The sequence below is a fragment of the Cupriavidus sp. 01L45 genome (genome assembly GCF_056399885.1).
Genome location: NZ_JBFTSG010000030.1, coordinates 23,211 through 35,600, shown reverse-complemented (window position 1 = coordinate 35,600; position 12,390 = coordinate 23,211). Strand labels below are relative to the sequence as shown.

The 12,390-nt window shown below is 66.7% G+C and carries 11 protein-coding genes; 7 read left to right on the top strand and 4 right to left on the bottom strand.

Annotation, left to right across the window (positions count from 1 at the left end):
* Positions 1-105: 105 nt before the first annotated feature.
* Positions 106-657, top strand: coding sequence for a YcnI family copper-binding membrane protein (locus tag AC1DT6_RS20790; protein WP_477103455.1), 552 nt, complete (start codon positions 106-108; stop codon positions 655-657).
* A 66-nt stretch (positions 658-723) separates the two neighbouring features.
* Here AC1DT6_RS20790 and hslU read toward each other — a convergent pair whose 3' ends face one another.
* The 4 genes from hslU to AC1DT6_RS20770 all read right to left on the bottom strand — a co-directional run bounded on the left by hslU (position 724) and on the right by AC1DT6_RS20770 (position 5,101).
* Positions 724-2,055 carry an ATP-dependent protease ATPase subunit HslU gene (gene hslU / locus AC1DT6_RS20785; RefSeq protein WP_477114849.1) on the bottom strand — a complete coding sequence of 444 codons (1,332 nt, stop codon included), beginning with the start codon at positions 2,053-2,055 and terminating at the stop codon, positions 724-726.
* An 89-nt stretch (positions 2,056-2,144) separates the two neighbouring features.
* Positions 2,145-2,681 (bottom strand): ATP-dependent protease subunit HslV, encoded by a 537-nt coding sequence (gene hslV, locus AC1DT6_RS20780; protein ID WP_006162714.1) that lies wholly within the window; start codon positions 2,679-2,681, stop codon positions 2,145-2,147.
* 238 nt (positions 2,682-2,919) lie between these two features.
* Entirely contained in the window at positions 2,920-3,906 is a 987-nt protein-coding gene (locus AC1DT6_RS20775; RefSeq protein WP_477114848.1) for a tripartite tricarboxylate transporter substrate-binding protein, read from the bottom strand.
* Between the two features lie 295 nt (positions 3,907-4,201).
* On the bottom strand, positions 4,202-5,101 hold the full coding sequence (locus AC1DT6_RS20770) for an alpha/beta fold hydrolase (protein WP_477114874.1): 900 nt from the start codon (positions 5,099-5,101) through the stop codon (positions 4,202-4,204).
* Between the two features lie 230 nt (positions 5,102-5,331).
* Here AC1DT6_RS20770 and AC1DT6_RS20765 point away from each other — a divergent pair, with 230 nt between their 5' ends.
* The 6 genes from AC1DT6_RS20765 to AC1DT6_RS20740 all read left to right on the top strand — a co-directional run bounded on the left by AC1DT6_RS20765 (position 5,332) and on the right by AC1DT6_RS20740 (position 12,346).
* Positions 5,332-5,808, top strand: a complete 477-nt coding sequence (locus AC1DT6_RS20765; RefSeq protein WP_276286661.1) for a Fur family transcriptional regulator — start codon at positions 5,332-5,334, stop codon at positions 5,806-5,808.
* A gap of 102 nt (positions 5,809-5,910) precedes the next feature.
* Positions 5,911-6,993: a CobW family GTP-binding protein gene (locus AC1DT6_RS20760; RefSeq protein WP_477114847.1), complete on the top strand. Its 1,083-nt coding sequence runs from the start codon at positions 5,911-5,913 to the stop codon at positions 6,991-6,993.
* A gap of 574 nt (positions 6,994-7,567) precedes the next feature.
* Positions 7,568-7,987, top strand: coding sequence for an RNA polymerase-binding protein DksA (gene dksA, locus AC1DT6_RS20755; protein ID WP_035874393.1), 420 nt, complete (start codon positions 7,568-7,570; stop codon positions 7,985-7,987).
* 252 nt (positions 7,988-8,239) lie between these two features.
* On the top strand, positions 8,240-9,553 hold the full coding sequence (gene zigA, locus AC1DT6_RS20750) for a zinc metallochaperone GTPase ZigA (RefSeq protein ID WP_477114846.1): 1,314 nt from the start codon (positions 8,240-8,242) through the stop codon (positions 9,551-9,553).
* On the top strand, positions 9,543-10,010 hold the full coding sequence (locus AC1DT6_RS20745) for a hypothetical protein (RefSeq protein WP_441635933.1): 468 nt from the start codon (positions 9,543-9,545) through the stop codon (positions 10,008-10,010). Before zigA ends, AC1DT6_RS20745 begins: the two co-directional genes overlap by 11 nt.
* Positions 10,011-10,177: 167 nt before the next feature.
* Complete coding sequence (locus AC1DT6_RS20740; protein WP_477103454.1) at positions 10,178-12,346, top strand: TonB-dependent receptor; 2,169 nt, start codon at positions 10,178-10,180, stop codon at positions 12,344-12,346.
* Positions 12,347-12,390: the final 44 nt, after the last annotated feature.

Below are 12,390 nucleotides of genomic sequence, written 5' to 3'. Positions count from 1 at the left end.
GACAAATCCGACATGATTCCCGGGCCACGCAGCCCTGCGGCGCTCCGCCGCAGCGCCGAGGAGCGCCATCGGCGCTAGACTGGCGCGCTTCCCAGGAGAATCCACATGACCGCATCCCGCCTGCTGCCCGCAGTAACCATCGCGCTGGCCTCGCTCGGCGCAAGCTGGGCCCCCGCAGCGCTCGCGCACATCGTGTTCGGGCAGAAGACCGCCACCGCCGGCAGCTACTTCAAGGGTGCGCTGATGGTGGGCCACGGCTGCAACGGCAGCGCCACGCGCGCCATTACCGTGACTATCCCGGAAGGCGTGCAAGGCGCCCATCCGCAACCCAAGGCAGGCTGGCAACTGGAAGTGAAGCGCGCGCCGCTGGCCAAGCCCTATACCTCGCACGGCAAGACCGTGAGCGAGGACGTGCGCACGCTGCGGTGGTTCGCCGGCTCGCTGGCCGACGCGCATTTCGATGAATTCGTGATGTTGATGAAGCTGCCGGAGCAGGCTGGCAAGCTGTATTTTCCGGTGGTGCAGGAGTGCGAGGACGGCCGCACCGAGTGGACACAGATCCCCGCCGACGGCCAGAGCCTGCGTGAGCTGAAAACGCCTGCGGCGGAACTGGAACTGACCGCGCCGACGCCGGCGGGGCATGTGCACGCGCATTGAACGGGCGCAGCAAACGACAAAAAGGGCGCACCGTGATGCGCCCTTTTTGATCCTGACTGCTATCGACTACAGCACGTAGCGCGACAGGTCTTCGTTGCCGGCGAGATCGCCCAGGCGTTCGTCCACATAGGCCGCATCGATGGTGACCGTCTCGCCCGAGGACCTGGTGGCGTGGAAGGACAGGTCCTCCAGCAGCCGCTCCATGACCGTGTACAAGCGGCGCGCGCCGATGTTCTCGACCTTCTCGTTGACCGAGAAAGCAATCTCGGCCAGGCGGCGGATGCCGTCCGGCGCGAACACCAGCTGGACCTGCTCGGTGTTCAGCAGCGCCTGATATTGCTTGGTCAGGCTGGCGTCGGTCTGGGTCAGGATGGCTTCGAAGTCGGCAACCGACAGCGATTCCAGCTCGACCCGGATCGGGAAGCGGCCCTGCAACTCGGGGATCAGGTCGCTGGGCTTGGACAGGTGGAAMGCACCCGAGGCRATGAACAGGATGTGGTCGGTCTTGATCATSCCGTACTTGGTGTTGACCGTCGTGCCCTCGACCAGCGGCAGCAGATCGCGCTGCACGCCCTGGCGCGACACCTCGCCGCCGCCCACTTCGCTGCGGCTGGCGATCTTGTCGATCTCGTCCAGGAACACGATGCCGTTCTGCTCCACATTGGCAACCGCCTTGTGCTTGACCTCTTCGTCATTGAGCAGCTTGGCGGCTTCCTCGTCGATCAGCAGCTTGAAGGCCTCGTGCACCTTCATCTTGCGGCGCGCCTTCTTGCCCTGGCCCAGGCCCGCGAACATGGTGCGGATCTGCTCGGTCATGTCTTCCATGCCCGGAGGGCCCATGATGTCCATATTGGGCGAGCCGGCGGAAACCTCGASCTCGATCTCCTTGTCGTCGAGCTGGCCTTCGCGCAATTTCTTGCGGAACACCTGGCGGGTGTTGGAATCCTTTTCCTCGGGCTGGTTGAAGCCGATATCGCGCGGCGGCGGCAGCAGTACGTCGAGCAGGCGGTCCTCGGCGGCTTCCTCGGCCTTGGTGCGCACCTTTTTCATTTCGGATTCGCGGGCCTGCTTGACCGCCATCTCGGCGAGGTCGCGCACGATGGTGTCGACGTCGCGGCCCACGTAGCCCACCTCGGTAAACTTGGTGGCCTCGATCTTGATGAACGGCGCATCGGCCAGCTTGGCCAGGCGGCGCGCGATCTCGGTCTTGCCGACGCCGGTCGGTCCGATCATCAGGATGTTCTTGGGCGTGATTTCCTGACGCAGGGGCTCTTCCACCTGCTGCCGGCGCCAGCGGTTGCGCAGCGCGACCGCTACCGCCTTCTTGGCCTTGTTCTGGCCGATGATGTGCTTATCGAGTTCGGAAACGATTTCCGACGGGGTCATGGTATGCGACATGGTATCCGTTCAGTGGAAGACGGGCCGGAGCGCGGCGGCCCCCGGTCCCAGGCGGCCGCGCGTCGAGGGACTACGCGGCCGTCCGACGCTCATTCCAGCGTCTCGATGACGAAATTGGTGTTGGTGTAGATGCAGAGTTCGCCGGCGATGCCCAGCGACTTTTCCACAATGTCCTTGGGCGAAAGCTCGGTGTTCTCCACCAGCGCCTTGGCCGCCGACTGCGCGTAGGCGCCGCCCGAGCCGATCGCGGCCACGCCACCCTCGGGGTCGAGCACGTCGCCGTTACCGGTGATCACCAGGGTGGTGTCGCGGTCGGCAGTGATCAGCATGGCTTCGAGCCGGCGCAGCGCGCGGTCCGAGCGCCAGTCCTTGGCGAGGTCAACGGCGGCGCGGGTCAGGTTGCCCTGGTACTTCTCCAGCTTGGCCTCGAAGCGATCGAGCAGCGAGAAGGCATCCGCGGTACTGCCGGCAAAGCCGACCAGTACCTTGCCGTTATAGATGCGCCGCACCTTGCGTGCGGTGCCCTTCATCACAATATTGCCAAGAGTGACCTGGCCGTCACCGCCGACTGCAACCTGGTTGCCGCGCCGGACGCTGACGATGGTAGTGCCGTGATACTGTTCCATGGTGGCTTCGCGAGAATATGTCTTGGACGTAGGTGGCGACGGGTGCGGGCGAATTCAAGGGCCACCGCGCCGGCCATCCCTGGCGCCCTCCACCGGACCGAAAGCAACCAGATCAATATAGACGAGGAGGCCACAGCAAGCGCGGGGGCGCGGCGGGCCGTGGGATGAAAAACAAAAAGGCCACGCATCGCGCGTGGCCTTTTCTGCATCCGGGCTCGCGCCCCGCGGGTGGCGGCGATCAGTCCGCGTAGACGCCGGCCTTCTTGATCACCGGGCTCCACTTGCCGATTTCCGCCGACAGGAAGGCCTTCAGCGAATCCGGCGTGGCGCGCTGGGCGGGCACTGCCTCCGCACCCAGCTCGGCCATCTTGGCCCGGAAGGTCGGGTCCGTCACGGCCTTCTGCAGTGCGGCGGAGAGCTTGTCCACCACCGGCTTGGGCGTGCCCTTGGGCGCGTACATGGCGTGCCAGATCTTCACTTCGACACCAGGCAGGCCCTGCTCGGCGGCCGTCGGGATGTCCTTGAAGGCTTCCACGCGGCGGCTCTGCATGGCGGCGTACGGCTTGAGCGCGCCCGCCTTGAGCTGGCCGGCGATATTGGTGGTCTGGTCGCACATCAGGTTGACCTGGCCGCCCAGGATATCGGTCAGCGCCGGCGCCGTGCCTTTGTAGGGCACCGTGGTCAGGTCGGTCTGGATCGCGCTCAGGAAGAGCAGGCCGCACAGGTGCGAGGCAGAGCCGATGCCGGCGTTGGCCATCGACAGCTTGCTGGCATTGGCCTTGATATAGGGCASCAGKTCCTTGAAGYTGGCSGGCGGCAGKTKCTTGTTGCCGATCATCACCATCGGCACGTCGGCGATCTCGCCCACGGTTTCGAAGTCCTTGAGCGGATCGAAGCCGAGGTTGCGGTACAGCGCCGGCGCGGTGGACATGCCGATATGGTGGATCAGGATGGTGTAGCCATCGCCCTTGGCCTGCGCAACCTTCTTGGCGCCGATGGTGCCGCCCGCGCCGCCCAGGTTCTCGATCACCATCGTGGTACCCAGGTGCTTGGACATGATCATGACCAGCTCGCGCGACACCTTGTCGGTCGGGCCGCCCGCGGCGAACGGCACCACCACCGAGACCGGCTTGCCGCCCGGGAACTCCTGTGCCTGCGCGCCCGCATGCATCCCCATCACGCCGACCGTCAGCGCGGCAGCCACAAACTGTGCAACTCGTTTCATGCTTTCTCCTGGATACCCTTCTGTTCCCGTACCGGCACTGCCCCGGCCGGAGTGGCGCGCCCTGTCGGGCGCGGCCGCCCCTGCGCCGCCGGCCCGATCGGGGCGGCGGCGCCGACCATGACGCGGGCGCAGCGCATACGGCCGGCGCGGCTTGGGCCGCGCGACCGGAGCGCAATGCTATCAATGTCGAAAAATGGCAAATATCCGGAAATACCCGCTAAGACATTTCTTCGCCGCGACACACCAAATGTATTCAATGCGCTACAGACAAGTCTTGAGCTGGCTCAACAGAGGCTCAACAGAAGAAGGCGAGCATTTCCTCCTGCAGCACCCCGGGCGCTTCCTCGGGAATGTAGTGCCCGCACGGGACCGCGCGGCCGCTGACATCGCTCGCCACCTCCTGCCACAGCGACAGCGGCTCGAAGCAGCGCGCCACCACGCCGTGCTCGCCCCACAGCACGCGCAGCGGGCAATCGATCTGGCGGCCATCCGTGCGGTCGGCGCGGTCGTGATCCTGGTCGATGGTGGCGGCCGCACGGTAGTCCTCGCACATGGCGTGCACATGGGCCGGATCGCGCATGGCGGCTGTGTAGGCGGCCATCGCGTCAGGCACGAAGGGACTCAGGCCGGCGTGGCGCAGGCCCATCAGCTTGTTAAGGTAGAACTCCGGCTCGGCATTGATCAGCGTCTCCGGGAACGGCGCCGGCTGGATCAGGAAGAACCAGTGCCAATAGGCGGCGGCAAACGCCATGCTGGTGCGTTCGTACATGGCCAGCGTAGGGGCGATGTCGAGCAGCATGGCGCGCGAAATCCGGCCGGGGTGGTCCACGCACAAGCGGTGCGCCACGCGGGCGCCGCGGTCATGGGCGCATAGCGCGAAGGCGTTAAAGCCCAGGCGCGCCATCACCTCCACCTGGTCCTGTGCCATCGCGCGCTTGCTGTAGTTCTCGTGGCCGGTGTTGCCCGGCGGCGCACTGCTGTTGCCATAGCCGCGCAGGTCGGTGGCAATGACGGTGAAACGGTCGGCCAGCGCCGGCGCCACCTTGTGCCAGATCAGGTGGCTCTGCGGATGCCCGTGCAGCAGCAGCAGGGGTGGGCCCGAGCCGCCCCGCACGCCGGCGATGGCGACCTCGCCGAGCTGCATGCGGAAAGGCTCGAAATTGGGAAACAGCAGGGCGCTGGCATCGTTCTGCATTCGGGTCTCCTCGGATTCTCCGGAACTGCGGCCGGTCTGCGGCGCCCATGCTTGCCCTTGCGCCTCGCGTGCCGCCTGCTGGCGATGATAGACGCAAAGCAGGCGGGCGGCGGCAAAGGCATCAAGCAGCACCGAGTTGACGCAACTGAATTGCATCACCTGGGACGCTATGGTTAAATCGGTCCATGAGCAGCAGCCCCTCCCCTACCCAGGACATGCCTTCCTCCGCCATGACACCCGCGCCGGGCACCCTGGACGCCGCCCACGAGCGCCTGCGCGAGCTGGGCGCCCGTGTGACCCAGCCGCGCCTTGGCATCCTGGCCTGCCTGATGGAAAGCCATGAGCCGCTGACCCACCAGGCCGTGATCGATCGCATGCCGGCCGACGGCGAAGCGATCGACCGCGTTACCGTCTACCGCGTGCTCGACTGGCTGGTCGAGCAGGGACTGGCCCAGAAGCGGGCCGGCCACGACCGCGTATTCCGCTTCAGCCTGGTCGAGCACGAGGCAGCCCGCGCGCAAGTGCACCGGCAGCACAGCCATTTCCACTGCAACCGCTGCGACCGCACCTTCTGCCTGGACGGCGTCAGCGCGCCGGCACAGGCCGCGCCCAAGGTGCCCAGCGGCTTTGCCGTGGAGCACGTGGAACTCACCGTCAACGGCGTTTGCGCCGAATGCGGCGCACGCACCCATGGCCGGCAAGGCTGAGCGAGGGGGCTGCTTGCCCGCCCCACACAAGAACGAAGTTATCCTGGCCACACTTGCCCGCGCACACGACAGGCCAAGCGGCATCCCTTCCCGGAGAAAACAATGTCCAAACTGACCCCGGTCACCATCCTGACCGGCTTCCTCGGCAGCGGCAAGACCACCCTGCTCAAGCGCATCCTGAATGAGCAGCACGGCATGAAGATCGCCGTGATCGAAAACGAGTTCGGCGAAGAAAACATCGACAATGAGATCCTGGTGCAGGATGGCCGCGAGCAGATCGTGCAGATGAGCAACGGCTGCATCTGCTGCACCATCCGCGGCGACCTGGTGGCGGCGCTGTCGCAACTGATGACCCGGCGCGATGCGGGCGAGATCGATTTCGACCGGGTAGTGATCGAAACCACCGGCGTGGCCAACCCCGGCCCGGTGGCCCAGACGTTCTTCATGGACGACGAGATCGCCCAGCGCTACCTGCTCGACGCCGTGATCACCCTGGTGGACGCCAAGCACGCCAACCAGCAACTCGACAAACAGGAAGAGGCGCAGCGCCAGGTCGGCTTTGCCGACGCCATCTTCATCACCAAGGCGGACCTGGTGGCGGAAGACGACATCGGCGACCTGCGCCACCGCCTGCTGCACATGAACCCGCGCGCGCCCGTGCGCACGGCGCATTTCGGCGAAGCGCCGATCGACACCATTTTCGACCTGCGCGGCTTCAACCTGAACGAAAAACTGGAAATCGACCCGGATTTCCTGCGCGCCGAGGCCGAAGAGCACGATCACGACCATGGGCACGAGCACGCCCACGGCGAGCATTGCGGCGACGACTGCGGCCATGACCACCACGATCACGGCCACAAGCACGACCACCACCACCATCACCATCACACCGATCGCATCGGCTCTTTCGTCTTCCGTAGCGAAAAACCCTTCAACTACGGCAAGCTGGAGGAATTCCTGTCCGGCATCCTGTCGGTCTACGGGGAAAAACTGCTGCGCTACAAGGGCGTGCTCTATATGGACGCGGTGGACCGGAAAGTGGTCTTCCAGGGCGTGCACCAGTTGATGGGCAGCGATATCGGCGCCAAATGGGGCGATGAAACCCCCGGCACCAAAATGGTCTTCATTGGCGTGGACCTGCCCAAGGACGCCATCCTGAAGGGCCTGGCCACCTGCCTGGCCTGAGCCCTCCGGACCCCGCAGCCCGCCCTGGCGCCCCCCTCCACCGGAGGGAGGCGGGGATATCAGGGAAAACTCCCCGCTTTTCTCCCATATCTCCAAATTTTTTGTTCAAGTACAATAGGCTGGATTTAGTGCGGGTAACGTAGCCTTTTGTCTTTTGGTCATGGCGCCCGCAATGCAGGGCGGCGGTCGTCGTCAGCATGAGGCGGGCTGCCGGCAGGTGCGGTCGCAGTGCTTGATGCGGAGACCGCCCTCCGCTTGGGGCACCCGTCACGCGCCGTCATCGATCGACGCGAGAGAGAGGTGTCCCATGGTAGCCGCAACGAAAACGAAAGAAAGCCGCAGCAAAAGCAGCAGCGCTGCGGCCGAGACGCTGAAGGCGCAGTCCATGGAGGCTGCGCCTGCTCCCCGCGGCAGTACGGCGCACGCCGGTGCGGGCGAGGCCAAGGGAGGCACGCAAAGCAGCAAGACTGCAGCCAGCCAGAGCGAAACGTCCGCACCGCGCAAGCGGCCGGACACTGCACCCGAGCGGACCAAGACGCCGCCGGTCGCACCAACAAGAGAATCAGCAGCAACCATGAGCAGCAATAAACTTCTGACTGAAGCTGAAATCCTGAAGATGGGCGACAAGGATTACATGAACGAGGCGCAACTCGCCTTCTTCAAACATCGCCTTGAGCAGCTGCGCGACGATATCCTGAAGAACGCCGATCAGACCACCGAGCATCTGCGCGAAACGGTCATCGTGCCGGATCCGGCCGACCGCGCCACCATCGAGGAAGAGCATGCGCTGGAACTGCGCACGCGCGACCGCGAGCGCAAGTTGCTCAAGAAGGTGGAGCAATCGCTGGCCCGCATCGAATCCGGCGACTACGGCTGGTGCGAGGAAACCGGCGAGCCGATCGGCGTGCCACGCCTGCTGGCGCGCCCCACCGCCACGCTCTCGCTGGAAGCCCAGCAGCGCCGCGAACTGCGCCAGAAGCTGTTCGGCGACTGATCCGCGGCCTGCCCGCGCTTCCCGACGGCCCGGTTCTCCGGGCCGTTTTGCTTGGGCACATGCCACTGGCCGGGCACGGCGCCCTTTCGTCTTTCGCCTTTGTGGTGTCACAGTCACGGGCCTATCATTAGGAACGGCGGGATTCTTGCGGCCAACGCGCCTTGAATTGCCTGCTTTCCCGACCGCTTTCTGATACAGTCGCAACTTTGTTGCAATAACGCGTGCCGCCCTGCCCCGGCGCGCCTAGATGCCATGGCCGATCGCCTGCCCGTCACCGTGCTGTCCGGATTCCTCGGTGCCGGCAAGACTACCCTGCTCAATCATGTACTGGCCAACCGCGAAGGCAAGCGGGTGGCCGTGATCGTCAACGACCTGGCCGATGTCAACATCGATGCCCGGCTGCTTGGCGACGGCATGCTGGCGCAGGCCGGCGAGCGCCTGATCGAACTGACCAACGGCTGCATCTGCTGCACGCTGCGCGAGGACTTGCTGACCGAGATCGGCAACCTGGCGCGCGAGGGCCGCTTCGATTACCTGCTGGTGGAGTCGACGGGCGTGGCCGAGCCGCTGCCCATCGCCGAAACCTTCACCTTCGAGGACGAGCACGGCGTGGCGCTGGACAGCATCGCCCGCCTCGACACCATGGTGACGGTGGTCGATGCCGCCCACTTCCTGCAGGATTTCAACGAAGCCGATTTTCTCCAGGACCGTGGCCAGGCCCGCGACGAGGACGACGACCGCACGGTGGTCGACCTGCTGATCGAGCAGGTCGAGTTCTGCGACGTGATCGTGCTCAACAAGCTCGACCTCGTCAGCGAGACCGAGCGCGAGCGCCTCGCCGGCATCCTGCATTCGCTCAACCCGCGCGCCAGCATCGTACCGGCGAGCTTCGGCGAAGTGCCGCTGGACAGCATTCTCGACACTGGCCGCTTTGACTTCGATGCCGCCGCCGCGGCACCGGGCTGGCTGGCCGAACTGCGCGGCGAGCACGTGCCGGAGAGCGAAGCCTACGGCATCGGCAGCTTTGTCTACCGCCGCCGCCGCCCCTTCCATCCGCAGCGCTTTGCCGACCTGATCCATACCGAGTGGCTGCGCGAGCATGGCACAGTGCTGCGCTCCAAGGGCTTCTTCTGGCTGGCCACGCGCATGCACGCGGCCGGCACCTGGGGCCAGGCCGGCGGCGTATGCCGCCACGGCGGCGCCGGCGCCTGGTGGGCCGCGCTGGACCCGGCCGAATGGCCGGAGGACGAAGCAGGCCGCGCCGAACTGCTAGCCGACATGACGGTGGACGGCAAACCCGCCCCTTATGGCGATCGCCGGCAGGAACTGGTGCTGATCGGCCAGGATCTGGACCGCCCCGCGCTCGAGGCCCTGCTCGATGCCTGCCTGCTGACCGATGCCGAAATGGCGGACGGCCCCGACGCCTGGGCGCAGTATGCCGACCCGTTCCCGAGCTGGGATGACGGCCTGGAGGGCGAGGGCGACGATCACGAGCATGGTGAGGACTGCGGTTGCGATGACCACGGTCATCACCACATGCACGTTCACGGCGGGCATGGACACTAACCCCCCGCCGCTCTGGCAACGCCTGCAGCGCCGCCGCGCCCGCGGCCTCGGCCTGTGGCCGGCGCTATGGCTGGCGCTGTGCCTCTTGCTGGCCCAGCATGCCGGCCTGACGCACCGCATCCATCACGGCGGGCTGCTCAGCCCGCCACAGCAGGCGAACACCAGTAACGGCGAGTTTGACGCTGGCCACGACGGAGCCGCCGTCACGGCCTCCGGCACCGACGCGATCCAGGCCGCCGACCCCGGCCAGCCCTTCTCGCTGAAGCTGGCGGGGCACTTCTGCGTCTTGTTCGATGGCGCCACAGTGGCCGCCAGCCATTGCGGCACGCCGGTCATGCCGGCGCTCACGCACCTGCAATCGCCGGTTCCGTTCAGCGTCGGCTGGCGCCGGCCTGACCTGCGGCATCCCCAGCCTTTCCGCTCGCGCGCACCTCCGGCCGTTCACGCTCAAGCCTGAACCCCGGGCGGCGGCCACCCTGCCGCTGCTCGCCGCCTGACGCAACGCGCCACGCTTCCGAACCGCCCTGCCCGCCGCCGCCCAGCGCATTTCGCGCCGGGCGGTGCATGGCCGGCGCTCGCATGCCAGCGCCCAGCGTTCGATAGCATCCAAGAACACCGCGAGCCATGTCTTTCCGCCTCCAACAAGAACACCGCGTGCGGCGCACGCCGCTCGCCGCCATTGCGGCCCTGATCGCCTCCGCCTCCGTTTCCACCGGCGCCTTCGCGCAAGGCGCTCCCGCCGCTCCGGCACCTGCCGCCGCCCCCGCCAGCGAGGCAACGCCGGCGCCCTCGGCCACCCTGCGCGAGGTGGTCGTCACCGCCAACCCGCTGGGCAGCGAGCTCACCGACCTGGTGGCGCCGGTCTCCTCCCTCGGCGGCGATGCCCTCACCGTGCGCCAGGGCAGCACGCTGGGCGACACCCTGGACAAGCTGCCGGGCGTGTCCTCCAGCTACTTCGGCCCCAATGCCAGCCGCCCGATCATTCGTGGCCTGGACGGCGACCGCATCAAGGTGCTGCAGAACGGCGGTAGCACCATCGACGCTTCCACGCTGTCCAACGACCACGCCGTGGCGCTCGACCCGCTGGTGGCCGAGCGCATCGAGGTGGTGCGCGGCCCGGCCGCGCTGATGTACGGCGGCAACGCCATCGGCGGCGTGGTCAACGTCATCGACAACCGCATTCCCAAGGAGCCGATCGAGGGCATCGGCGGCGCGGTCGAAGCCAGCGCCACCGCCGGCGGCGACGTCGCGCGCAACTCCAGTGGCCTGATCGAGGCCGGCAACGGCCAGATCGCCATCCACGCCGATGCCTTCGTGCGCAAGACCAGCGACCTGCACATTCCCGGCTACGCCCGCAGCGCCGCCCTGCGCAACAGCCAGCCGCTTCCGGACGGCGAAAGCGAAGCCTACGGCCGCCTGCCCAACACCAGTTCGCAGCAGCAAGGCGGCTCGCTGGGCGGCTCCTACACCTGGGCCGACGGCTTCGTCGGCGCCAACTACAGCGAGTACCACAACGCATACGGCACGCCGGCCGAGAGCGACGTACGCCTCCAGATGCACCAGCAACGTTTCGCGCTGGAGGGCGAGGCTCGCAACCTGACGGCCAATACCGGCGGCTTTATCGAATCGGTCAAGGGCAAGTTCAGCTATACCGACTACGAGCACAAGGAAATCGAGGGGGGCCAGACCGGCACCATCTTCAAGAACAATGGCTGGGATGCGCGCTTCGAGGCCAAGCACGCGCGTATCGGCAACATGACGGGCGTGATCGGCACCCAGTTCGGTTCGACCCGCTTCTCGGCGCTCGGCGAGGAGGCCTTCGTGCCGACCACCGATACCGACAATGCCGCGCTGTTCGTCTTCGAGGAAATGCCGCTGACCGCCGACGGCGACCTCAAGCTCAACCTGGGCGGCCGCATGGACCACACCAGCCTGAAGTCTTACGCCAACGGCAACGACCGCTTCGCCGACGCCAGCCGCAGCTTCAACGCCGGCAGCGCCTCGGCCGGCCTGCTCTACAAGCTGGCGCCGGCCTGGTCGCTGACCAGCAATCTGGCCTACACGGAGCGCGCTCCCACCTTCTACGAGCTGTACGCCAATGGCCCCCACCTGGCCACCGGCTCATGGGAGCAAGGCGACCCCAACGCCGCCAAGGAGCGCGCCACCTCGCTGGACCTGGGCGTGCGCTTCAAGTCCGGTCCGCACAGCGCCGGCATCTCCGGCTACTACAGCCGGTTCTCGAACTACCTGGCACTCACCAACACCGGCACGGCACGCGACGCGGAAGGCGATTTCGTGACCCCAGGCAGCGCCGGCGCGCTGCCTGTGATGCAGTACATGGGCGTGCCGGCCACGATGTATGGCTTCGAGGCCGAAGGCAAGGCGCGCGTGGCGCAGAAGCTGCTGACCGGCAGCGACACCCTCGACCTGGAAACCCGCGCCGATTACGTGCGCGGCGAGAACCGCAGCACCGGCCAGCCGCTGCCGCGGCTGGCGCCGCTGCGCCTGGGCGGCTCCCTGGTCTATGGCGCCGGCCCCTGGGGCGCGCGCGCCGACGTGACCTACGCGGCCCGGCAAACCCGTGTGCCGGCCAATGACACGCCCACCGATGCCTACACCCTGCTCGGCGTGTCCATCACCTACAAGTTCAAGGTGGCGGGCTCCCAGACCCTGGTCTACCTGCGCGGCGATAACCTGACCAACCAGGATGCGCGCATGGCCACCTCGATCCTGCGCGACATTGCGCCGCTGCCGGGGCGTAGCGTCAAGCTGGGCGTGCGCACGACGTTCTGAGCACGGCCCGGGGCGCGAACGGGGGTGCAGCCCCCGCTCCGGGC